Annotated in this window: 22 protein-coding genes and 4 tRNA genes; 6 read left to right on the top strand and 20 right to left on the bottom strand. The window is 45.2% G+C overall.

Annotation, left to right across the window (positions count from 1 at the left end):
* Positions 1-107: 107 nt before the first annotated feature.
* The 5 genes from tig to Q9312_RS06610 all read right to left on the bottom strand — a co-directional run bounded on the left by tig (position 108) and on the right by Q9312_RS06610 (position 2,141).
* Positions 108-1,403: a trigger factor gene (gene tig, locus Q9312_RS06590; RefSeq protein WP_309203794.1), complete on the bottom strand. Its 1,296-nt coding sequence runs from the start codon at positions 1,401-1,403 to the stop codon at positions 108-110.
* A gap of 211 nt (positions 1,404-1,614) precedes the next feature.
* Positions 1,615-1,699 (bottom strand) — tRNA-Leu (locus Q9312_RS06595).
* Between the two features lie 104 nt (positions 1,700-1,803).
* A tRNA-His gene (locus Q9312_RS06600) sits at positions 1,804-1,879 on the bottom strand.
* A gap of 64 nt (positions 1,880-1,943) precedes the next feature.
* Positions 1,944-2,020: transfer RNA gene (locus Q9312_RS06605), tRNA-Arg, on the bottom strand.
* A 44-nt stretch (positions 2,021-2,064) separates the two neighbouring features.
* Positions 2,065-2,141 (bottom strand) — tRNA-Pro (locus tag Q9312_RS06610).
* A 175-nt stretch (positions 2,142-2,316) separates the two neighbouring features.
* Between Q9312_RS06610 and folD the strand changes: the two genes are divergently transcribed.
* Positions 2,317-3,171, top strand: coding sequence for a bifunctional methylenetetrahydrofolate dehydrogenase/methenyltetrahydrofolate cyclohydrolase FolD (gene folD, locus Q9312_RS06615; protein WP_309203795.1), 855 nt, complete (start codon positions 2,317-2,319; stop codon positions 3,169-3,171).
* 13 nt (positions 3,172-3,184) lie between these two features.
* Here the strand turns inward: folD and acpS are convergent, their stop codons facing one another.
* The 12 genes from acpS to rpoE all read right to left on the bottom strand — a co-directional run bounded on the left by acpS (position 3,185) and on the right by rpoE (position 13,563).
* A complete protein-coding gene (gene acpS, locus Q9312_RS06620; protein WP_309203796.1) occupies positions 3,185-3,565 on the bottom strand; it encodes a holo-ACP synthase in 381 nt (126 codons plus the stop codon).
* Complete coding sequence (gene pdxJ / locus Q9312_RS06625; RefSeq protein ID WP_309203797.1) at positions 3,565-4,296, bottom strand: pyridoxine 5'-phosphate synthase; 732 nt, start codon at positions 4,294-4,296, stop codon at positions 3,565-3,567. Before pdxJ ends, acpS begins: the two co-directional genes overlap by 1 nt.
* A 51-nt stretch (positions 4,297-4,347) precedes the next feature.
* A complete protein-coding gene (gene recO, locus Q9312_RS06630) occupies positions 4,348-5,058 on the bottom strand; it encodes a DNA repair protein RecO (protein ID WP_309203798.1) in 711 nt (236 codons plus the stop codon).
* Between the two features lie 3 nt (positions 5,059-5,061).
* Entirely contained in the window at positions 5,062-5,970 is a 909-nt protein-coding gene (gene era / locus Q9312_RS06635) for a GTPase Era (protein ID WP_309203799.1), read from the bottom strand.
* Positions 5,963-6,655, bottom strand: coding sequence for a ribonuclease III (gene rnc, locus Q9312_RS06640; RefSeq protein ID WP_309203800.1), 693 nt, complete (start codon positions 6,653-6,655; stop codon positions 5,963-5,965). The genes era and rnc overlap by 8 nt, the downstream gene beginning before the upstream one ends.
* An 8-nt stretch (positions 6,656-6,663) precedes the next feature.
* Positions 6,664-7,020, bottom strand: coding sequence for a DUF4845 domain-containing protein (locus tag Q9312_RS06645; RefSeq protein ID WP_309203801.1), 357 nt, complete (start codon positions 7,018-7,020; stop codon positions 6,664-6,666).
* A gap of 48 nt (positions 7,021-7,068) precedes the next feature.
* Positions 7,069-8,313, bottom strand: a complete 1,245-nt coding sequence (lepB, locus tag Q9312_RS06650; protein WP_309203803.1) for a signal peptidase I — start codon at positions 8,311-8,313, stop codon at positions 7,069-7,071.
* Positions 8,314-8,327: 14 nt separating this feature from the next.
* On the bottom strand, positions 8,328-10,130 hold the full coding sequence (lepA, locus tag Q9312_RS06655) for a translation elongation factor 4 (RefSeq protein WP_309203804.1): 1,803 nt from the start codon (positions 10,128-10,130) through the stop codon (positions 8,328-8,330).
* 136 nt (positions 10,131-10,266) lie between these two features.
* Positions 10,267-11,559, bottom strand: a complete 1,293-nt coding sequence (locus Q9312_RS06660; RefSeq protein WP_309203805.1) for a Do family serine endopeptidase — start codon at positions 11,557-11,559, stop codon at positions 10,267-10,269.
* Between the two features lie 90 nt (positions 11,560-11,649).
* A complete protein-coding gene (locus Q9312_RS06665; protein WP_309203806.1) occupies positions 11,650-12,114 on the bottom strand; it encodes a SoxR reducing system RseC family protein in 465 nt (154 codons plus the stop codon).
* A 111-nt stretch (positions 12,115-12,225) separates the two neighbouring features.
* On the bottom strand, positions 12,226-12,864 hold the full coding sequence (locus tag Q9312_RS06670; RefSeq protein WP_309203808.1) for a sigma-E factor negative regulatory protein: 639 nt from the start codon (positions 12,862-12,864) through the stop codon (positions 12,226-12,228).
* A 129-nt stretch (positions 12,865-12,993) separates the two neighbouring features.
* Positions 12,994-13,563 carry an RNA polymerase sigma factor RpoE gene (gene rpoE / locus Q9312_RS06675; protein WP_309203809.1) on the bottom strand — a complete coding sequence of 190 codons (570 nt, stop codon included), beginning with the start codon at positions 13,561-13,563 and terminating at the stop codon, positions 12,994-12,996.
* 222 nt (positions 13,564-13,785) lie between these two features.
* On the opposite strand from rpoE, the gene nadB reads away from it, so the two are divergent.
* The gene (gene nadB, locus Q9312_RS06680) at positions 13,786-15,387 is read left to right on the top strand and encodes an L-aspartate oxidase (protein WP_309203810.1); all 1,602 of its coding nucleotides are present in this window, start codon (positions 13,786-13,788) and stop codon (positions 15,385-15,387) included.
* Between the two features lie 9 nt (positions 15,388-15,396).
* On the opposite strand, the gene Q9312_RS06685 is transcribed toward nadB, so the two are convergent.
* Entirely contained in the window at positions 15,397-15,822 is a 426-nt protein-coding gene (locus tag Q9312_RS06685) for a protein YgfX (RefSeq protein ID WP_309203811.1), read from the bottom strand.
* Complete coding sequence (locus Q9312_RS06690; RefSeq protein ID WP_309203812.1) at positions 15,822-16,079, bottom strand: FAD assembly factor SdhE; 258 nt, start codon at positions 16,077-16,079, stop codon at positions 15,822-15,824. Before Q9312_RS06690 ends, Q9312_RS06685 begins: the two co-directional genes overlap by 1 nt.
* 100 nt (positions 16,080-16,179) lie before the next feature.
* On the opposite strand from Q9312_RS06690, the gene ygfZ reads away from it, so the two are divergent.
* From ygfZ to Q9312_RS06710, 4 genes are all read left to right on the top strand, one after another.
* Positions 16,180-17,115, top strand: a complete 936-nt coding sequence (ygfZ, locus tag Q9312_RS06695; RefSeq protein ID WP_309203813.1) for a CAF17-like 4Fe-4S cluster assembly/insertion protein YgfZ — start codon at positions 16,180-16,182, stop codon at positions 17,113-17,115.
* Positions 17,116-17,142: 27 nt separating this feature from the next.
* Entirely contained in the window at positions 17,143-17,979 is an 837-nt protein-coding gene (locus Q9312_RS06700) for an HDOD domain-containing protein (RefSeq protein ID WP_309203814.1), read from the top strand.
* Positions 17,980-18,150: 171 nt separating this feature from the next.
* Complete coding sequence (locus tag Q9312_RS06705) at positions 18,151-22,635, top strand: LamG-like jellyroll fold domain-containing protein (protein ID WP_309203815.1); 4,485 nt, start codon at positions 18,151-18,153, stop codon at positions 22,633-22,635.
* 156 nt (positions 22,636-22,791) lie between these two features.
* Entirely contained in the window at positions 22,792-23,520 is a 729-nt protein-coding gene (locus Q9312_RS06710; RefSeq protein WP_309203816.1) for a thiol:disulfide interchange protein DsbA/DsbL, read from the top strand.
* Positions 23,521-23,604: 84 nt separating this feature from the next.
* On the opposite strand, the gene Q9312_RS06715 is transcribed toward Q9312_RS06710, so the two are convergent.
* Positions 23,605-23,976: a hypothetical protein gene (locus Q9312_RS06715; protein ID WP_309203817.1), complete on the bottom strand. Its 372-nt coding sequence runs from the start codon at positions 23,974-23,976 to the stop codon at positions 23,605-23,607.
* Between the last annotated feature and the right edge of the window lie 22 nt (positions 23,977-23,998).

Genomic DNA, 23,998 nt, shown 5'->3' on the forward strand with positions numbered 1-23,998 from the left:
AAAAAAGCCCAGTTACCTCAACTATAGCAGCATTGGTCCCGGGCTTAAAAGATTTTATAAGGATTTGAATTAGTTAGCGTAATCTATCTGAGATTTACGGTTAACTTTTAGCCTTTTTGGTTCATCACCTCTTTAAAAGTGGTCGATTTATCTTCAACTTTCGCTTCGGCTAATACAGCATCAACCACTTTTTGTTCCAAAACAATTTGCTCAATTTGCGATAAACGTGAAGGATCTTCTTTGTACCAGCTGATCACTTCTTCAGGCTGCTCATAGACGCCAGCAAGCTCTTCTAACTGAGCATTGATGTCATCTTCTTCGGCCTTCAACTCTTTCGCTTTAATGTAGCTACCGATGATTAAGCCAAGTTTCACTCGACGAGTCGCTTGATCTTCAAACATTGAGCCAGGTAAGTTTGCTGCCATTTGCTCATTACCACCGTATTGCTGAATCATTTGCTTTTTCATCGCATCAATTTCAGCGTCGATTGCGGCTTTAGGAACATCGACTTCATGCTTTTCAATTAAAGCATCCATCACTTGCTCTTTTGTTTTCGCGTTTAGAGCGTTTTTCAATTCACGCTTCATGTTCGCTTTAACATCTTCTTTCATCTTGTTGATGTTGCCATCTTCAACCCCAAGGGCCTCTGCCAACTCACCAACTTTCGGTAATTCTTTTTTGTTGACTTGATGTACGGTCGTTTTGAAAACCGCTTCTTTTCCAGCCAATTGCTCAGCTTGATAATCTTCTGGGAAAGTCACTTTAATTTCGACTTCGTCACCGGCTTTCGAATCAACCAACTGATCTTCAAAACCAGGGATCATAGTCGCCGAGCCTAGCTCTAGCTTATGATTGTCTGCTTTGCCGCCATCAAACTCTTCACCATCGATGCTACCAACAAAATCAATCACGACTTGGTCGCCTTCTTTGGCTTTACGCTTCACTTCAACCCAGTTTGCACGCTGTTCACGTAAAGTGTCGAGCATTTCATTCAGGTCGTCATCTTCAACATCAGCGGTCAAACGCTCAATCGAAGCATCAGCAAGCGATTGAATCTCAACGTCAGGGTACACTTCGAAGGTTGCTACGAACTCAACATCTTTACCTTCTTCGTTAGTGGTCGGCTCAACTCGAGGAGCTCCAGCTGGAGTAATCTTTTCTTGAATGATCGCTTGATAGAAATATTGCTGCATCAATTCGCCAATCACTTCGTGACGCACGCTCTCGCCATAGCGTTTTTTAACGACTTTAAAAGGAACTTTTCCGGGGCGGAAACCGTTCAGTTTTACATTTCTCGCCAACTGCTGAAGACGTTTTTGCGACTCTGCATCAATACTGTCAGCAGGGATGCTCACGGTCATCTTCCGCTCTAAGCCTGAAGTGGTTTCAACTGAAACTTGCATTGCAATACTCCAAAGAATCTAAAATTAGAAATAGCAAAAGGCCGCCTTTTCGGCAGCCGCAGCGCAAAACAAGTCATCTAGCTCGCTTTCCGCAATCAAAATTCTGTTTACAAAATAATTTGCACTACTATCTGTACAACTATTGATTTGCACAACTGTGGCTTGCACAACTTAGGGAGGGCATTGCTAGGAAGGCTATTGCAAAAAAAACTGGTGCGAAAGGAGAGACTCGAACTCTCACGCCTCGCGGCACTGGAACCTAAATCCAGCGTGTCTACCAATTCCACCACTTTCGCAGTTTTCTTTGCTTGTCCCAAGCATGACGCGGTTGTTGGTCCTTACGATACACCACCCTGCATGCAATCGTCGGACCTGCTTTTCTAAATTACCGACGTAATACTGGGGTGGATGATGGGACTTGAACCCACGACAACCGGAATCACAATCCGGGGCTCTACCAACTGAGCTACACCCACCATAAAACTTCTTTCTATCTTAAATGCTTTAAGGTTCCGGCTCCTGACCAGCTCTACCTCAATATGGCACGCCCGGCAGGATTCGAACCTGCTACCCACGGCTTAGAAGGCCGTTGCTCTATCCAAATGAGCTACGGGCGCTTAATTGCGACTAAGGCCATGAACACAAGCACTTAATTATAATCTGGTCGGGGAAGAGGGATTCGAACCCCCGACATCCTGCACCCAAAGCAGGCGCGCTACCAGACTGCGCTATTCCCCGATTTCACTCATTTCGGGCATTGCCCGTCAGAGAGCGCGCATAATACTGATTTCATACGAGGCCGTCAATAACCAAAAACATTTTATTCAGTGATTTTTTAGGCTTTCAACTATTGGCGATTCCTGAGAAAATAGCTCTTTAGACGATTCGGTTATTTAGTGGGCAAAAAGACAATATGACAGCGCGATTAATAGACGGTAAATCCATAGCCAATAAGTTGCAAGAGCAATTAGCTGAACGGGTTCAGCAACGGCTGGCTGAGGGAAAACAGCCTCCCGGACTCGCAGTTATTCTGGTTGGAGACGATGCGGCGTCGTCTATTTACGTGAATAAAAAGGTCGAAGCCTGCAAGCGCATTGGCTTTGCATCACGTAAAATTGCTTTGCCCGAAACGACCTCTGAAGCTGAGTTATTAGACACCATCGACCAACTTAATGCCGACGATAGCATCCATGGCGTATTGTTGCAGCTACCAATCCCAGAGCACATTGATTCAAACAAAATGCTCGAACATATTTCTCCAGCAAAAGACGTAGATGGTTTTCATGCCTTTAATTTAGGTCGTCTGGTGCAACGCAACCCCCTACTACGTTCATGTACGCCAAAGGGTATTGTTACCTTACTCGAAGCGCTTGAGGGTGTTGACATTCGGGGTATGGACGCCTGCATTGTTGGCGCTTCGAATATCGTAGGCCGCCCAATGGCTCTAGAGTTACTCATCAAGGGGTGTACCGTGACGGTGACTCATCGCTTCACTAAAGATCTCGCAGCCCATGTTGGTCGCGCAGACCTCGTCGTCGTTGCCGTTGGACGGCCAGGAATCGTCAAGGGAGAGTGGATTAAACCTGGCGCGATAGTGATCGATGTTGGTATCAATCGTCTCGACGATGGAACCATCGTAGGCGATGTTGAATTTGAAGAAGCAGCGAAACGCGCAGGATGGATAACGCCTGTTCCTGGCGGAGTTGGGCCTATGACGGTCGCTACGCTGATGGAAAATACTTTACTCGCAGCAGAACTGCGCGATTAATTAATCGACCACTTTATCCTTCGGCGATAGCAAAGGCTATCGCCTGCTTTTCTTCGTCAGAAATACTTATATGAATGGTCTTAATTGATAAAGAGTCCATTAACACCAAAGCTTCGCCTGAAACATCAACGTATGGCTTACCGTTCTCATCATTTAGCACACTGAAGTCATCAAAACGAACACCTTTAGCGAGACCCGTTCCCAAGGCTTTCATGATTGCTTCTTTCGCAGCAAATCTTTTTGCTAAATAGTGGACTGGTTGATGAGTAAAGCTTTTCGACTCTAGCTCTTGTGCACTCAAAATACGCTGAGCAAAGCGCTCTCCGAACTGCTTGAACGACTTTTCCACTCGTTTGATTTCGACAATATCAGTGCCTATTCCTACAATCCCCATCAACGAGCCTCAACCATCAAACGCTTCATTTCTGCAACCGCTTTATCTAAACCAGAAAATACCGCTCGCCCAATAATCGCGTGGCCAATATTTAGCTCAACCACCTCTGGAATAGCCGCAATTCGTTGCACATTGTGATAGTGCAAACCATGCCCAGCATTAACTTGTAAACCAAGTTGATGCGCATGAGTTGCCGCTTGTTTTATGCGTCGCAGTTCGGCGTCTGCAAAAGCTGCATTTTCGGCTTCAGCATAACCGCCTGTATGAAGCTCGATAATGGTTGCACCACTTCTTTTCGCGGCATCGATTTGTTTCAAGTCGGCATCGATGAACAGAGACACCTGTATTCCTTTTTCAGAAAGTCGATGACACGCCTGAGTGACTCGCTGCTCATTCTCAATAACGTTTAATCCACCCTCGGTAGTCAGCTCTTCCCTCTTCTCAGGAACAAAACACGCATAGGTTGGTAGAAGCTGTTCAGCAATAGCCAGCATCTCATCGGTTACAGCCATTTCAAAGTTCATATGGGTCTGTAAGGTGTCTTTCAACAGAAAAACGTCACGATCGGTAATATGTCGGCGATCTTCTCTTAAGTGCACCGTAATGCTATCCGCGCCAGATTGCTCAGCGATACTCGCTGCATACACAGGCTCCGGGTAGTTGGTTCCTCGCGCATTACGAATCGTCGCGATGTGATCGATGTTAACACCCAATAAAATTGGCGAATTCATTGCTATCCTCTTAAATGAGTCGACTCATTAATTCTTAATCGTTCAGTTATTTTAAGACTTTTTCCATTGCTGTAAAAGTTTTCGACTTTGCAGTGGCTTGGTTCCTAAGTGAGGTGTTAGCAGTTGATTATTGATCTCACGCCAAGCATTCATTGACTCGGAACTTAATTGGTTTTCTTTAGTGACAGATAATAGTAGTTTACCACTATAACTGCGATCATTTGACGAAGTACTCAAGCGTTGAAATCCTTCGAAATTAACCAAGCAATACTGCTCGTTCTCTAATAGAGAATGTCCTTCAATATCCGATGCCCAATCGATTGGGGTTCCTAATTCCATCAACAGTAAATCTTCCAATCGTCGCAGTGCAATCATGGCTAAATATTTGTCTGACAAACTGCCAAACGCATCATCAATTTGATAAAAAATGCTTTGATTGACCTGCTCAGGATGCATTAACCGCATGGTCAATTCGCTGATGTAGCACCCCATGGCAAATTTCTCTCCGGCCAAGTCAGCTGCAGACCGGATGACTTCTAGGCGATTCAGTGATTTCATACTGCTTTTACCCGAGTATGCCACCTCGAGCTTACTCGACATTTGCAGAACCGCTCGTTTATTTGACTTGCCAGATGAACGACTTCCTTTTGCCAGCAAAGTTAGCCGGCCTGAATTCAGCGAAAAGGTTTCAACGACTAAGCTCGTTTCACTGTAGGGACGAGTATGTAAAACAATGACCTCATCAACATTCGCAGATGCCATCGATTATTGCTCATCGTATCCTAGTGATCGAAGTGCACGTTCATCATCTGCCCAACCGTCCTTCACTTTTACCCATGTTTGAAGGAATACTTTACAGTCAAATAATCGCTCCATATCTTGACGTGCGTCTCTTCCAATGACTTTTAAACGCTCTCCTTTGTTCCCGATTACAATCGCTTTTTGTCCCTTTCTTTCGACTAATATTAATCCATGAATGTGCGCGGTGCCTTTTTCATCGTATTCAAACTTTTCGATTTCAACCGTTACAGAATAAGGAATTTCATTACCCGAATGTCGCATAATCTTTTCGCGTAGGATCTCAGCCGCCATAAAACGTTGACTACGATCGGTCACATAGTCTTCTGGAAAGAAAAAGTCACCTTGTGGCATCAATCCAAAAATTTTTTCTTTTAGCAACTCTACATTATCACCTTTCTCAGCTGAGCCTGGTATCACCTCGACAAAATCATGTTTACTCGCAATAAGTTGCAAATGAGGCAGTAAAATTTCTTTATTTTTTACGTTATCAATTTTATTGACGAATAAAATCGTTGGTAGATTGGATTGCTTAATGTACTTCAATGCTAACTCGTCATCGTCGTTCCAAAGGGTTCCATCAACAACGAACAAATTAACATCGACTTCTTTAATCGAAGAGCTAGCCGCTCGATTCATTAACCGATTGATCGCTCTTGCTTCGTCAACATGCAGTCCAGGCGTATCAACATACACAACTTGAGTGTCATTGTCGGTTTCAATACCTAAAATCCGATGGCGGGTAGTTTGCGGTTTCTTAGAGGTAATGCTGATCTTCTGTTTCAACAGTCTATTTAAAAGTGTTGACTTACCGACGTTAGGACGGCCAACGATAGCCACGTAGCCGCTACGACTTGTTTTCTTGGTATCAGACACCTAAGATCTCCAGCATTTTTTTTGCCGCGGACTGCTCTGCTTTTCTACGGCTGCTGCCATTCGCTTCAGTCATCTGCTTATCTTTACTTTCGGGTTGCTGCAATGAACAGCGAACCCAGTATATTTTATTGTGATCCTGACCGTCGGTTTTAAAAACCTGGTAATCAGGCAACTCTTTTTTTCGACTCTGCAACCACTCTTGAAGGCGGGTTTTCGGATCTTTTTCTGCCATTGAAAGCGACAATGATTGATAGCGAGAATGATACAAGTGATGTATCACCTGCTCACTTGATGCGAGGCCGCCATCTAAATAAATCGCGCCTAAAATAGCTTCAAAGGCATCGGACAATATTGACGCGCGGCGAAAGCCACCACTTTTTAATTCTCCGCTTCCCAATTTCAATAGCTCGCCTAATTGAAGCTCATTTGCCAATTCAGCCAAGCTTTTTTCCTTGACCAGCTTTGCTCGCAAACGCGTCATTTGTCCTTCATTAGCCTCGGGAAACAAATGATACAGTTTCGCAGCAATCACAAACCCAAGAATACTGTCACCAAGAAACTCAAGGCGCTCATTATGAGCGCCTTGTGCAGAACGGTGAGTTAACGCTTGAGTTAGCAATTTTTTCTCTTTAAATTGATAACTCAAACGTTTTTGCAAATCAGCAAGTAAATAGTCTAACGACATAAGTTTTTTTAAATCTCTGCTCTATTCCTAAACTCAACAACCAACGACAAATTTCCAGCTAAAGGTACTTTAACATCATAATCTAAAGAGACTTCCGTTTTTCCAGAACGAAGTGGTTTAAACTTCAAGTCCTTTGACGATACTCGATTTACTTGATCAACGGCAAACTGAGCATCGACCTTACTTTTCACTTCTTGTCGAGTCATTGAAGCACCATTTGACTGTAATTGTGAAAAGGCCTTTTTAACGCTCATCCCTTCGAAATATATAGGTGTCAACTGCAAGCCCACATAGACCACGACAATTGCCACACCAACATAAAACATCATTTGCCACATGCTGGCACCGCGTTGTTTTTGATACATAGTTTGCTCCCCCAACTTGATTGACTATTCTTATTCTAGCTCAATTTACTACTGAATCGTTTTAACTCGGTCAAAATTTACTCCGGTCGGAACCCAGTGGAAAAAACCATTTTGGTCAAACCCAAACTCAAGGTGTAACCACACATAATCGGCTTTACCCACCATCCGCTCTTCGGGAATAAATCCCCAGAAGCGGGCATCGCTACTGCCAGTTCGATTATCGCCCATAGCAAAATAACTATTTTCTGGAACGACGACGCCATTCTTCCAGTCTTCGATATACGCGTTATTTTGTGCAAAAAAGTGCCGCTTATGTATGTCAAGGACTTCAGGATTTTGTTGTTTAATCAACTCAAATTGTCGATGCAACTCCGGATAATACCTATCTTGATTATCAGTCGGATCAATTAGAATTTCATGCTCCACACCCGCTATGGTTTCACTGTACACATCGCTAAATTGAAACCCTTTCGCTTGTTTCAAACGATGTTTAATCTCATTGCGTTGATTACACGCCAAGCCCGCCTCTTTTGCAGACACTCTTGCGGGTTCCGTCGAACAGTTTGGTTCGATAAAAAGCTGATGATTCGGGAGATAATAAACTTTGTCGCCTGGTAACGCGATCAGGCGTTTAATAAAGTCTTTATCTGGCTGATGAGGTGCTCGAAAAACAATAACATCGCCGCGTTTCGGCGTTGAGCCTTGTGTAAGCTTGGTTTTAGTAACGGGTAAACGCAATCCATACTCGAATTTATTAACTAGAATAAAATCGTGAACCCAAAGCGTTGACTGCATTGAACCAGAAGGAATTTTGAACGGCTCATACACAAATGAACGCAGAGCAACAATTAAGAAAAGTAACGGAAAGAACGACCAGCCATAGTCAACCCACCACGGCATTTTTCGAGTGTCTTCAAGCTCATCTTCTTCAGGGTTTGAATTTCTTTGGTACAGCTCAGTTACATCCGCTTTCTTACGCTTCTCCATATACAACTTTTCAACCAACGTTAGGGCTAAGCTAACCGCTAAAGCAACCACTAAAATGAGTTCAAAGTTGGGCAACATAAGCCAAACGACTCCGGCAGCACTAGCGACCACGAAGAAAAAGTCACTGGTATTCACCCATTCGGGTTTCGCTAAAATCGTCTTCTTTTTGCTATAACTTAAATTGCGAGTTTTCGCTAAGGCTTGTTCGAGTTTTTGTTGTCGTTGCTTCAACCAAAACAGTCGGTCCAATAAGCTGATCAAACCGCTTGCGACTAACGTTACAATTAATATTAACTTAAAATCCATAAGTCTTTTTATTCCTATTCTTTACCGACTTGCAGAACCGCTAAAAAGGCATCTTGCGGGATTTCAACACGCCCCACCTGCTTCATACGCTTTTTACCTTCTTTCTGCTTTTGTAATAGCTTTTTCTTACGACTTACATCGCCACCATAACACTTGGCAGTTACATTCTTGCGAAGCGCTTTTACCGTTGCGCGAGCAATAATTTGATTGCCAAGAGCGGCCTGGATTGCCACTTCAAACATTTGTCTTGGAATCAATTCTTTCATTTTTTCCACGAGATCACGGCCTCGATAATGTGCTTGCTCTTTGTGCACTATCATTGCTAAAGCATCGACTTTATCGCCATTTATCATAATATCAAGTCGCGCTAATGATGCAGGTTGGAAACGAATAAAGTTGTAATCTAATGACGCATAACCACGACTCACTGACTTTATACGATCAAAGAAATCCAAAACTACTTCATTCATCGGTAACTCATAGGTTAAAGAAACCTGATTACCCGCGTACTGCATGTTTTTTTGCACACCACGCTTTTCAACGCACAGAGTAATTACATTTCCTAGATACTCTTGTGGCACTAAAATATTCGCTTCTACGATTGGTTCGCGCATTTCTGAAATTTCGCCCGGCTCAGGTAATTTTGATGGATTATCAACATAAATTACCTCGCCATTATTCTTGACGATTTCAAAAACAACCGTTGGCGCTGTCGTAATTAAATCGAGGTCATATTCTCGCTCTAATCGCTCCTGAATGATTTCCATATGCAGCATGCCTAAGAAGCCACACCGAAATCCAAACCCTAAAGCGGTTGAGTTCTCTGGTTCGAAAAACAAGGATGCATCGTTCAGACTTAACTTACTTAATGCATCGCGAAAGTTTTCATAATCATCTGAAGATACCGGAAATAGTCCTGCATATACCTGTGGCTTCACCTTCTTAAAACCCGGTAGCCGTTCGGTGGATGGATCTTTTGCGGTGGTTAAGGTGTCACCGACGGGCGCACCATGTATATCCTTTATACCAGCAATGACAAACCCAACTTCCCCAGCTCGCAGCTGTCCCGTATCGTGTCTTTTTGGAGTAAAAATGCCCACATGATCCACTAGATGAGCTTTACCTGTCGACATAACCAGCATCTTTTCGCCCGCTTTCAAGGTTCCTTGAACAACCCTGACAAGCGAAACAACGCCCAGATAATTATCGAACCAAGAGTCAACAATAAGCGCTTTTAGTGGCGCTTTATCATCTCCGGTAGCGGGAGGCACTTTCGCTACGATGGTTTCAAGCACATCTTCGATGCCTACGCCCGTTTTGGCCGAACAACGAACCGCATCGGTTGCTTCTATTCCAACGATGTCTTCAATTTCTTGAGCGACGCGATCGGGATCGGCAGCCGGTAGGTCAATTTTATTCAGAATTGGAATAACTTCTAAGTCTTGCTCAATAGCGGTATAGCAATTCGCAACGGTCTGCGCTTCAACCCCTTGCCCCGCATCGACAACCAATAAAGCCCCTTCGCAAGCGGCCAAAGAGCGAGATACTTCGTATGAAAAGTCTACGTGTCCGGGCGTATCAATAAAGTTAAGCTGATAAGTATGACCGTCTTTCGCTGTGTAGTTGAGCGTTACCGATTGTGCCTTAATGGTGATTCCGCGCTCTCTTTCTAATTCCATAGAATCGAGGACTTGTTCAGCCATCTCACGATCGGTTAAGCCACCGCAATGCTGTATCAATCGATCGGATAACGTCGATTTACCATGATCGATATGAGCAATGATTGAGAAATTTCGAATATATTGTGTGTACGACATAGCTAATTTGCAGCCTAATACCTATCCAGCCTAACGTCCAATTATTTGGACTTAGTATCTATTAAACGCGCGATCTTACAGTATTTTTGCTGCAAAGGCAGTAGCGGCACATCGAATGTGCCGCAAATTCGACAAATCAATCCGTGTCACCAAGTTTTAACACAAGAAAGCGTGCTCCAGCACCTGGACGGGCGACTAATATTGCGACTGAACCGACGTCTGGAAGTTGGGCCAAAGCACTTTGATAATCGTCTAAGCTATTGATTGTCTGTTGGTTTAGCATCTGAAGAATATCACCTTGACGAATTCCGGCTTCTTGAGCAGGCCCACTCATGACTCTGCGCACGAGAACACCATAGTTGACGTTGGCTTCGGCTTTCATTTGCTCACTCAGCTCCACAACTTCAAGGCCAATTCCTCCCGTCGCAGAATTAGGTTGAGTGGATGCAATGTCATTTGAGCTACGCTCGCCCACGGTTACCTCGAGTTCAATTAATTTACCGTCCCTCAATACGCCCATCTCAACGTCGGTACCCGGGCGGACTCGTCCAATCACGAACGGTAATTCAGATGCAGAAATAATCTCGGTATCATTTACTCGAACCACAATATCACCGACTTTAAGACCACCAGCGGCAGCAGGTGATTCTGGAGCAACCGCATTGATCAATGCCCCTTTTACTTCTTCAACGCCAAAAGCCTTAGCTTTTTCGTAATCGACTTCTTCGTACCCTACTCCTAGAAAACCTCTTTTTACCTTTCCGTTTTTACGCAACTGTTCACTTACATCCATCGCTAGGTCCATCGGAATGGCAAAGGCCAGCCCCATATTTCCACCCGTCATGCTGAAAATTTGAGAGTTAATGCCAACGACCTCTCCTTTATGATTGAACAAAGGTCCTCCAGAATTTCCTCGATTCACAGCCGCGTCCGTTTGAATAAACGGCACATACTGCTCGCTACCTAAACTGCGACCTTTGGCACTCACAATTCCTGCTGTTACTGTATGCTCTAAGCCGAACGGTGCACCATAAGCCAGCACCCAAGAGCCGACTTTGAGGCGCTCAACATCCCCTATTTTCACTGCCTTTAGATGTTTAGCATCGATCTGCAACAGAGCGATATCGGTCCCTTCGTCTTCACCAAGGAGTTTGGCGGGATAAACCTTCTTGTTCACTAATTGCACGAAGATTTTCTCAACACCATGAATCACATGACGATTCGTCAAAATATAACCGTCTTTATCAATAACAAAGCCTGACCCAGAGGGCCCTCGAGCGGTTCTTCCACGGCTCTCGACTTCAGTACTGATCACCACGACTGAGTCTTTCACTTCTTCAACGACTCTCGAAAAATCTGGCGCTTGTGCCTGAGCAAATCCAAAAATAAATAATACAAGTGCATAACTTAAAGGCTTTACAAGTTTCACTTTGCAGTCTCCTGTTGTCTTGTAAACTCGTTAATTAACGCTGAATTTAAATATTCTTGGTCGATATGACCGACGGTTTTTAAGAAAGTGTCATTCAATTTGTAACTTGATATTTGGTTCCGCGATCGCCAGTAGTTGAATACTCATACTTGCGGTCGCTTTTAGTCTATGCGCAACCCATCGAGCCAAAAACCAGCCTAGAGTTAAGCCAACCACGGAGCAAAGGATCACTAGAGGTTCAGACCATTGAAAACTGGTCGTCATTGTCGCCGTTATTATTAGGGTCAGAATAGGAACCATATAGGTCAAAATAGATGCTACCAGTAATCCGCTTTGAGGCACGCCAATCACCACTCGATCGCCCAGCTTTGCGCCGAGGGAATTGGGTAACCGGAGCGTCATAGATTCACGCTCTAATAACTGGCTCAGCAGGCCGGTTCCGCATGCCTGCTTGGTTTGGCAACTGCCGCAACCAGAAGTGGCCTCTGGCGTTAACCATACATCTTTGCCGCTTACCATGGTTACTTGCGCAAATTCTTTTTGAAACCTTGCCATTACAATGATCTTTCGTTCAATGGAATTAGATACCCGTCAACAGGTTATCGCTAGGCGTTCCGCCTAGATTAATTGACAAAAATGGGGGCGTTTTTAAAGAAAGCAACCCTATCAAGGTTGCTTATTGAGTTCTTCTTGAGCTTTTTGTTCAGCTTCTCGATTACGCTTCTCGAGTTCCATCATGACTTGACGAAACTGTTGTGGTGTCATTCGAAACGTTTTCACTTGTTCTCCGCTGACCAAACGAACGTAAGGTAAGGCGTTATTCTGACTAGTACTGGTAGGTTGATTGGCAAATTGATTGAACAAGGTATTTATACGCTCTAATTGCGCTAACTCATCATCCGTTACATGATATTCAGCCAACATGGTATCGGAGTTATTCGCCACTTGCTCAGGTTGAATAGAGCTTTCTATCGAAGTCGGGATCCATTGCGCGCCAAAAACGACCGCTAGAGTAACCGACGCAGCGATTGCCCACCCAGCAAAGACAGAGCGCTTAGACGATTTTCGTGGTGCCAAAACCGTTGGTTCATTCGCAATTGCCTGAGCGACTCGATCGGAAAACCCAGACTGCCAATGCGCACTGGTTTCGCCTCGAATGGCTGCTCGAATAGCTAGATAAGACTCAAAAGACTGTTTCGCATCGGTCGAGCGAACACATTCTTTCATGGTCTCTTCAGCAGCACCTTCGTGGAGTTCGTCATCAACCCACTGTGACAATGCCTGTTTAACATCTTCATGCTTCATATTTCACCAACCCCAGCTGTACAATGTATATTCATTGCTTAACCACGTTTAAAGCGCTCGCTCATCATCTCGTTAAACGTTGCGCTCGTCAAACTTCACTTGTAATCAACGACACCTACTAAGCTCTGACTACAATAACTCTCGAATGTTCCTGTCAATTGTCTCGCGAGCTCGAAATATTCTCGAACGCACGGTTCCTACAGGACACTCCAACACGTCAGCAATCTCTTCGTAACTCATTCCTTCCATTTCTCGCAAAGTAATTGCCGCGCGCAATTCTTCAGGCAACCCTTCAATTGACTCAAACACCCTTTGTTTTAACTCGTCTCGCAGGGCAAGTCGCTCTGGGCTTCCTAAATCTCTTAGAGCGTCTCCATTGGCGTATTGTTCTGCATCGCTGGCATCAATATCTGAATCGGGAGGTCTCCGACCCGACGCGACCAAGTGGTTTTTGGCCGTATTAATAGCGATGCGATACATCCAAGTATAAAACGCACTTTCTCCACGAAAGTTTGGTAACGCTCGATACGCTTTGATAAATGCTTCTTGTGCGACGTCTGCAATATCGGCAGGGTCCCTAATTAACCGTGAGATTAAGCTGAATACTTTGTGCTGATATTTCTTTACCAGCAGGTCGAACGCGTGTTTGTCACCTTGTTGTACTCGTTCAACTAACGCTTGATCGTGCCCGGCACTCATATTACCTCCTCCTGAGTGTCAGGTAGTTTATTTTCATTGACAACATATGACCCCAAGTTAAAACATTAGTTCGTGTTATTTGCAGAAATTTTTTATAATTATGACAATCTCCTGACAAAAACGCTAAAGATTAAACACTTTTAAAACCTTCAGCGAGTAACTGCCTGATTAAATGAGTGTTTTTAAACAACTTTTCAGAGAATCGGGTAAAGGACCTAAGTGATGGCGCAACATTCCTATGACGTACTAATCATCGGCAGCGGTGCAGCAGGGCTCTCTGCCGCACTTCATCTTGGCCAACTGGGTTCAGTTGCAATTTTATCAAAAGCTGAATTAAGTGAAGGCTCGACCTTTTATGCACAAGGTGGCATCGCAGCCGTACTTGACTCAAAAGACAGTATTGAGTCACACGTCGAAGACACATTAAATGCTGGAGCAGGCCTATGTCATACAGATACGGTCAAGTTCACGGTAGAAAATTCAAGAGCAGCCATTGAGTGGCTAATTGAGCAAGGCGTTGCTTTTAGCAAAAACGAGTCTCAGCAAGGCGATTATGAATATCACCTAACCCGTGAAGGCGGACACAGTCATCGACGCATCATTCACAGTGCCGATGCAACCGGCCGAGCGGTCTCGACCACATTAACCAGTGCCGTCAAAAGGCTCAAAAATGTTGCTCTATTTGAGGGCTATAATGCGGTCGACTTGATCACAAGTGACAAACTAGGAGCTGAGCAAAAACGTTGTGTCGGTGCCTACGCACTGAATCTAGCAACCCAACAGGTTGAAGTGTTTTCTGCCCGTTTTGTCATTTTAGCGACTGGCGGAGCGAGTAAAGTCTACCTTTACACCAGTAACCCCGACGTGGCGTCCGGTGACGGTATCGCAATGGCGTGGCGGGCTGGCTGCAGCGTCGCAAATTTAGAGTTCAACCAATTTCATCCGACTTGCTTATACCATTCCGCGGCACCGTCTTTTCTAATTTCTGAAGCGCTAAGAGGAGAAGGAGCGCTACTAAAACGCCCTGATGGGACTCGCTTTATGGATGACTACGATCCTCGAGCAGAGCTTGCTCCGAGGGACATCGTCGCCAGAGCTATCGACCATCAAATGAAAAAGCTTGGAGCTGAATGCTTGTATTTAGACATCTCTCATAAGCCAGCGGACTTTATTCAAGGACACTTCCCGAACATTTACGAAAAGTGCTTATCGTTGAATATCGACATTACTCAAGAGCCAATCCCGATTGTGCCAGCAGCCCACTACACCTGTGGCGGAGTTGACGTTGACTTACGCAGTCGAACTCGCGTGCCAGGACTGTATGCCGTAGGAGAAGTCGCTTGCACGGGTCTGCACGGAGCGAACCGAATGGCCAGTAACTCCCTGCTTGAGTGCCTAGTTTTTGCCAAGTCGGCGGCAGAAGACATTGAGTCACAGTTTGCCGAAAAATATCCAACGGTGACCATTCCAGAGTGGGATGATAGCCGAGTGACAGACTCTGACGAGCAAATTGTGATTACCCACAACTGGCACGAACTAAGACAAGTAATGTGGAACTACGTGGGTATCGTACGCAGTGATAAACGGCTACAAAGAGCAAAGCGTAGAATTCAACTATTGCAACAAGAAATCGAGGAGTACTATGCGAACTTTCGTGTCACCAATGATTTGTTGGAGCTAAGGAACCTAGTTCAAGTGGCGGATCTTATGGTTGAGTGTGCCAGTCGCCGCAAGGAAAGTCGTGGACTGCACTACACCCTAGATTACCCAACAATGGCTGAACATGGCGTCGATATAAAATTAACGCCAAACAACGAACAATAACGCAATCATTCAACGGGATCGGTTAAGCGAGTAGTTCAAAAGTCGACACAATTGCCGAAAGCCAACTTCTCCGACCGTATCTCGCCAAATCACCAAACGGCCAATCTTCTGACTTGCTTTGAAATTGATCAAAACGAAATGAGGAAAAATTTGTGAGGTTTCAAGAAGCGTTACGTCTAGAACCGCCTGTTCGTCTTTCACCACCTGCCACTCACCGTGGTGATAGAGCAAGCACTGATTCGGTAACCTTGCATACAATCGCCAATAAAACACACACCAGCTAGCGACGGCAATCATCGAAATAACAAGCTTTATGGTCATGGTGAAAGGCGTGAACAATACAAAACCGATGAAAACCGCCTGAATGACTGCTGAATCAGCCAGTGCTAATTTACCAATTCCGTTCGAATAAATGGCTTGGCCTTGGTAACTCATTAGGCGGTAATGTTCATTGCTTTACGGATATGATCAACAATCATTTTTAGTTTCTCGTCATCAGGCGGATACTGCCCCATCAGCCAATTATAAATATCTGGATCTGGCTGCTCTAGGAGTTCGACAAATGCCCCCAACAAAGGCGGATCGAGTTGCTCTAAAAACTGATCCGCGAAGGGTTGTAAAATAACGTCCAATTCTAACAGTCCGCGTCGGCACTGGTAGCGAATCTTTCGAGTATCGGTAAGCTGGGTCATTTAGGTATACTGTAGCAACAAAAGTGCTACATAAGTTAATGTAACACCCCATTTGATGCAAGTAAGACGCTGCTTTTCGCACACATTTATGAGGTAAAAAGTGACTAAGATCAACTCATCTGACAATCTATCACAACTGCAAACACCGGCTTTAGAAACATTAGATGGTACACAAACGGTCCTGTTCGACTTGGCAGAGTACGGCATTATTCATATTCATGGCGCTGACGCTACGAAATTTTTACAAGGACAATTGACCAGTAATCTTGAGCAGATGAGCAGTGACCAAATGCAGCTCAGTGCTCAGTGTAATCCTCAGGGTCGCATTCTCTCGTTATTTTGGATTGGCCGCGGAGAAACTGATAGTTATTATCTCGTGCTTCCCACCGAATTGGTCAAAGACACGCTTAACTCATTAAAAAAATACGCCGTGTTTTATCAATGCTCTATCACCGATGGTTCGGAGCAAACGGCTATATTGGGCGTTTCAGGTAACTGCGCCCAAAGCTCACTGCTGTCGGAGAACATCATCAGCGCTGCGGACGACGTGTTTCGTGTCAGTAACGACGAGACAAGAGCATTTATTTTAATCCCGAAAGATGCCCTCCCTTCAAGGCTGCGCGATGCTCAGGTTGTAGCCCCCTATGCCGCCTGGTTAGCGCTCGATATTCTAAAAGGAATTCCGCGACTCTACCAAACTTCCGCGGGGGCTTTTCTACCGCATAATCTTCAACTTCCTGAGTTAGGAGGCGTAAGCTTTGACAAAGGCTGTTACACCGGTCAAGAAGTCGTCGCTCGTATGCACTACAAAGGAAAACTCAAATCGCATATGCGTTTACTCATCGGACAGGGATCATCCATTCCCGAGCCCCTTTCAGCCATCGAAAATGAGCAAGAGAAAAAATTTGGCGAAGTGATTTGCGCGACGCATTACCAAGATCAACAGTTAATACTCGCGTTATGTAAGGATTCTATTGAAAATGAAGGAAAAATTCGGTGTAAATCGGAAAAGACTTCTATACTAACTTTGTCCTAATTAATAATTCGAATTAACAGAGCGCTTATGAGTTTAGAACAAACCTTTTTAGCTGAGCTACTCGATGCTATCAAAAATGATCGCCTAACGTTACCAACATTGCCTGAGGTTGCATTACGAATTCGAGAGGCCGTTGAAGATCCCGATGCAACGTCCTCTGCCATTGCTGACGAGATCGCTAAAGATGCGGCCTTAGCGGCAAGAATCATCAAAGTTGCCAATAGCCCTCTGCTCAGAGGACGAGTCGCCGTTGACAACCTGCAACTCGCCATCACACGAATGGGCATCGCGTTCGTAAGAAACCTAGCCACCGGCCTAGCGATGGAGCAGATGTTCCAAGCAACCAATGACCAGGTCGATGCAAAACTTAGAGAAACGTGGGAGCACTCAATTGAAGTAGCCTCAATTTGTCAGGTACTCGCGAGTCATTTCACCAACTTAAAACCCGATCAAGCCATGTTGGCGGGACTGGTTCATGAAATCGGTACATTACCTATCTTGACCTGTGCCGAAGATACGCCTGAAATTCTTGAACATGCCGGCGTACTCGAAAAGATTATCCAACGCCTGCACCCCAAAATCGGCTACTCAATTCTCAAAACGTGGGATTTCCCCGCAGAACTAGTCTCAGTCCCTTTGGGTTATTTAGACTTCACTCGAAAACACGATGGGCCTGCTGATTATGCCGACTTGGTAACAGTAGCGAACTTACAGAGTTATGCCGGCACCAATCACCCCCTAGCTAATGTTCCATGGGAAGAAGTTCCAGCATTTGAAAAACTGGGCATGTCTCCCGAGGTCGACGTTCACGAAGTCGATGAGCTAGCAGAAGACCTCAATGAAGCTAGAAGCGCATTGACATAAAGCCACCCCGCCAGCTGCAACTTACGCCTACAACTCTCAAAACCTTTGAAATTGTAGGCAGTTGCGACAATTTTTCACTAAAATTAGCATTAACTCGCTGTTTTGATTACATTAGTCAAGTAATCAGGAAATCTCGTTTTTATAATTTGAATACCCATAATTGAGTTTGTAGTGCAGATATCTAACTCTAGAACCTTTCGCTCGCGCATTCACTTGCTGCTCGGCGCTTTACTTTTTGGCCAGTCTCTTTTCGCTGCGCCCGGCGATGTTTTATTTAGCGACGATTTTGAATCCGGACTTGGGCAATGGACTATCAACACCGCTGGCGGTGGTGTCGCCGAGATTAATTCCGCGACCGCCAATTCCGGTAATTTTTCGCTCGCACTGTATGCCAATACCGTGAGTGCAACCAGCGCAACCATTGCGGCCAATGTGCCTGAAGCAGAATTAGCCCTTTGGATACGTCGTGGCAGCGATGCATTTTCAGAAAATCCAGAAACCAATGAAGACTTGATTTTGCAATACCGCGACAACTTGGGAAACTGGAATTTCCTAGAGACTTTTCCGGGTGGCGGAACGGCGGGTGAAATTAGTACTCGTACCTATTCGTTACCGAGCAACGCATTACATGCCAATTTTCAAGTTCGATTAACTTTGCGTCAAGGCAGTGGTGTGCCTTTTGACTACTGGCATATTGACGATGTGGTGGTCACTGAAACGGGTATCACTTCCGGACCCGTTGCCGACTGGCGCTTTGATGAGCTTAGCTGGACGGGTACAGCAGGAGAAGTCGTCGATAGCAGCGGCAATGGTTACAATGGCGTCTCGGTCAATAGTGCACCCACCAGCGGATTTCTATGCAACGCTGCCGACTTGAGTGCGACCGGCATCAATGATTATGTCATGCTCAATGCCGCGGCACTCGATGGTCTTGGCGATTTCACCATTTCGGCCTGGGTCACCAGTTCTCGTACTGGCATTCAAACCGTTCTTTCTGCGGCTCAATCCAGTACCGAGTTGAACGAAGCCGTATTTATGTTCAATAGCAACACTCAGTTTTGGCCCAATTTACGTCAAACCCCGTTCGATACCTCAACCCAATTCAATACCGCGGTCAATATCGCCGATGGCAATTGGCACCATGCTGTATGGGTAAGACAGCGTGTCACCTCTCAATCGTGTCTGTATCTTGATGGCAACCTGCAAGGCTGCACCACTCATCCGAATGGCAGTAACTTTCTCGATGTCATCGCTGGAGGATTATTGATCGGTCAAGAACAAGACACGATCGAAGGAGGATTCGACGCCACACAAGCCTGGGACGGACTAATTGACGAACTCTTGGTTTTTAACAGCGCTTTGAGTGCAGGCAGTGTTTCGACCATCTACAACAACCAACTCGCAGGCAACAACTGGGATGGTTCCGCTCGAGTTTGCCCTACGCCTATTCCAAACCCAATTGCTGAATGGCAAATGGAGCAATCGGGTTGGACAGGTGCTGCCAACGAGGTAATCGACAGCTCCGGTAACAACTTACATCTAACGGCCTTCAACAGCCCATTAAATCTCAACCTTTTCCCGGCGATTAGCGGTGATCCAGGTACGTGTTATTACGGCGACTTTAATGGCACAAATAGCTATTTACAAATCGCTGATAACCCGTTGCTCGATCTCTCCAATGCATTGACCATTACCGCTTGGATATACCCTCGAAGCCTTCCGGCTTCGGGTTTAATGAGCATCTTATCAAAAGACGAAAATTATGAGTTTCATCTGACCCCCGGTGGCGAAATCAACTGGTGGTGGGGAGGTGGAGCACAATCACTCACAACGAGCGGAGCCAATATACTTCCGAACAATTGGTATCATGTTGCAATCACCTTCACCAGTGGCGAGCAGCATATTTACGTTAATGGCACCTCGATGGGTTCGACCAATTGGACGGGCAGTCTTACCTTGAACAATGATCCGCTGCAAATTGGTCAGGATCAAAACCTTGCAGGCCGCTTTTTCAACGGGGCAATTGACGAGGTTAGAATTTACGACGCGGCCTTAACTGAAGCCAACATCAATACCATTATGTCCGAAACCCATCCTTGCTCAGCAGGTGGCATATGCGATGTTGTTTTCAACGATGGTTTAGACACCGTGAGCTACAGTGGCGGGAGTGCCAACTGGAGTGGCAATTGGATCGAAGGCAATGATAATGGCACGCCGGCTTCGGGTAATGTTGCCGTGGTCAATAACGCCATTCGCTTTAGCAATAGTCCTAATGTATCTATCGTACGCGAACTGGATCTCAGCAACGCATTAACCGCGACATTCAACGTTGATGTAAGCACGGCCAACCTTGATGGAAACGATCGCTTTCAATTTATTGTCTCGAACAATGGTGGACTCACTTACACCGTTTTAGAGCAACAACAAAACGATTTCAATGGCAGCAAAAGTTATGATATCTCGGCGTATATGTCGGTAAATACCCGAATTGGCTTTAGAGTTATTCAAGGCTTCAACCAAACGAATGAGTTCGCTGCCTTTGATAATATTGAAGTGGCTATTACCGAGCCCTGTGATAACAACGTTATTCTACTGGCTCATGATGGCAATGCGATTAACTGCTATAGAGAAGCTATTCAAATTACCATTCAAAACACGTCTGGCGTCGTTCAAACTGATTACACGGGCACCATACAACTCAGTACCTCTTCGGCTAATGGCGTTTGGTACACCGTCGACGATACTGGAGCTAGCACCGATCTCGCCACCGGTACTTTAACCAATTCGGGAGCATTAGATGGCAATGCTTCCTACAGTTTCAACACCAGCGACAATGGCACCGTCACATTATATCTGCGCGATACGGTTGCTGAGACAATCAATATTGCCGCAACTGATGGCAGCGCAGTCGATGATGACAGTGAAGGCCTACTTACCTTCCGTCCCTTTGGCTTCGTCTTATCCCCCAACCCGATGACCACTCAAGTTGCTGGTAAACCTTTTACAGCCACCTTGACGGCGGCTGGACAAACTCCCAGCGATGCCAGTTGCGGTGTGATTGAAGAATACACTGGCAGCAAAAATTTGAACTTCTGGAGTGAATTTTCGCAACCCGCAGCGAGCGCAACGGCTATGTCTATCGATGGAATACCGATAGCATTTTCAGAAGCGGCATCAACTGCTCAGGCCGTTCAATTTACCGCAGGTGTCGCAACGATTACGGCTCAATTGAATGATGTAGGTTTAGTCTCCATTTCCGCCAAAGACGATGTGGGTATCGGCGACCCAGTCACCGGTACAACGAGTGAAGTCATAGGTGGTCTAGCACCTTTTGTTGTGCGTCCTTTTACTTACCACCTCGCCATTAGCGGAGAGCCTAATGCGAATAATGATCCTAACGCTCTAGTGTATGCGACGGCGGGCGCCACATTTACCACTGAACTTTACAGCGTGATTTGGCAAGCAGAAGATGACGCCAACGATGATGGCATTCCTGACGCCTTTGATAACTTAGCGAACAACCCAACGACACCTAACATTGGAAATTTACCCAGCAGTGGCGTCGACATAAGTTTTACGCCAACCGCTCAGGTCGTCGCAAACTCCTCAGGTGTGCTCGGTGATGCGTCATTGAGTTTCAATGAGTTTAACGCCACTGGCGTTGCACCAGTACCGCAGTCTTGGAGCGAGGTAGGCATCTTAACCATTTCTGCAGCAACGACAAATTTTCTTTCTGGCGGCGAATCGGTGACAGGCCTGCGAGAGAACATTGGGCGCTTTATACCAAATTCATTTGCCTTGACCTTAGCCAATAACTTCGACCAACAATGCGGTACTTTTAGTTACTCAGGCCTCAATTTGGCGAGTGGAATGACGACCCTTTCGCAAACCGACGATATGACGCTTCAAGCTCAAGCATTAAACCTGAGTGGTGGCCAAACACGAAACTACAACGGCGCCTTTGTTAAGTTAGGCGCGGGCAACATTAGCATCACCGGAGTCGACAATGATAGCGGGAACCCAGCCTTGGGTACCCTCTACAATGGGGTAATATCGACACCTAATTTTGATACCTTTGGCTTCGCAGATGCGATAAGTGTGCCTGCGGTTGGGTTTCAATTCTCAAATTACGCAACGCCATTTAATCTAGCGGTTGGATTGACTGCGACTGACAGTGACGGCGTGGTTGGAAACATTACCAGTTCGGCGGTTGAACAGCGTTTAGGAAGAGCTGTAATTCATACAACCTACGGACCAGAAACCGAATCACTCGAGATGCCGTTGAGTATCGAATACTTTGATGGGAGTAATTGGACGGTCAACCAACAAGACAACTGCTCAACCTATCAATCCTCTGAACTAAGCTTCGTCGTAGGCAGCTACCAAGGCGATCTCGACAGTGGTGAAACACTCGTATTACTCCCAGGAGCAGCAACCTCGGTAAATAATGGTCAAAGCCAAACAGGAACAGGCTTTTGGCTCTCAGCCCCCGGCTTTGGAAACTCGGGTGAGGTCAATTTAACGTTTGATTTAACGGCGCAACCTTGGCTGCAATTTGATTGGGATGCTGATGCCACTCCAGACAACCCTTTTGCCACCGCTGGGTTTGGTCGATATCGTGGCAGTGATCGCGTCATTTACTGGCGCGAACGTTAAGGCGACGTTAGGCCTTTAGCTATTTCATCTCAGCCGTTAGTCGCTTCTTTACGTTTTGGTCGATAACTATTTTTCTAGTTTGCCATTTTTTTGGTACAGTGTGTGTCCTGAAGAAAGTTAACGAACAACAAAACCAAAACTAACCCGGAGATTACTGTGCGAATTTTAACCATCGCTCTGCTCAGCTTTGTTCTTTTGGCGTGTCAGTCAGAGAGTGAGACGAATAAACCTAATGCAACAGAAGAAAAGCAAGCCCCTACATCGACAGCGACCCCTAAAAAAAGTGACGACCACGCAGGTGACGATCATTCAGGTCATGCCCATGCACAAACTGACCAACCAATTTTTAGTGAGCTTGAAGTGCAAGATCAATGCGCTCAACCGACTGTTATTGAATTCTTTGCTTATCAGTGCCCACACTGCTACAAATTAGAAGAACATGCGAAAAAGTGGTTGGCTAATAAAGCGGATGATGTAGTGTTTATTTCCGTACCTACCGATCTTGGCCGTCAAGAGTTTACTCAATTTGTTGCTGCACATTATGTCGCCGAACGTCTTGGTGTTTTAGAACAAATTAAGCCGCTATTATTTGGCGTTATCCATGAAGGAAAACAGATCAACAATATTCTTGAGGCCTTTGTTGAAGCAGGTGCTGACAAAGCAGAAGTCGAAAAAGCCTTTCAAGATGTTGATTACATCAAAAAGCGTTTCGATGAGGGTTTTGAATTAATGAAACGTTATAAAGTTTCTTCTGTACCCTCTGTTCTTGTAAATTATCAATACATGACAGATGTCTCTAAGGCCGGTGGTTATGACAAAGTGTTTAACGTTGTTGATGAAACACTCGCAAAACCGACGAAATGTACCGACTTCTCGAAACCATAAAATCGATGTTGGAATATTAAAAAAGGCGACTGAGAGGTCGCCTTTTTTGTGACTGCATTAAAAATCTAAAAGTTAAAGCTCAATTTACTTAGTTGATTGCCCCATGATCGCGCGGCCTTTATCTGAACGGAGAAAGCCTCTCACGCCAATCAAGTAAAATATACACAAAGCTGATACCAGCAAAAAGCCAATGCCTTTTAATGTTAACAACCAGTCAACCGATAACATCAGTCGCATGCCAATCAGCAACGCCAAAGTATAAGACATTACAATTGAGAAGCCGTACAAGGTTTTCGATTTTACGACCATTTGCAATTGAAAAATGATCATGCCTCCCAACACAAGTACGTCTATCCACCAGTTTGGCGACACCTGCTCATGACTCGGCTGCGTAAAGTAAACCAAGCTTGCCCAACCTAAAATGATGATACTATTAACAACGTAAATAAATCGCATTCTATTTCCTTCTTAATCGAAC

It is taken from the genome of Pleionea litopenaei (genome assembly GCF_031198435.1).
Taxonomy (GTDB): Bacteria; Pseudomonadota; Gammaproteobacteria; order Enterobacterales; family Kangiellaceae; genus Pleionea; species Pleionea litopenaei.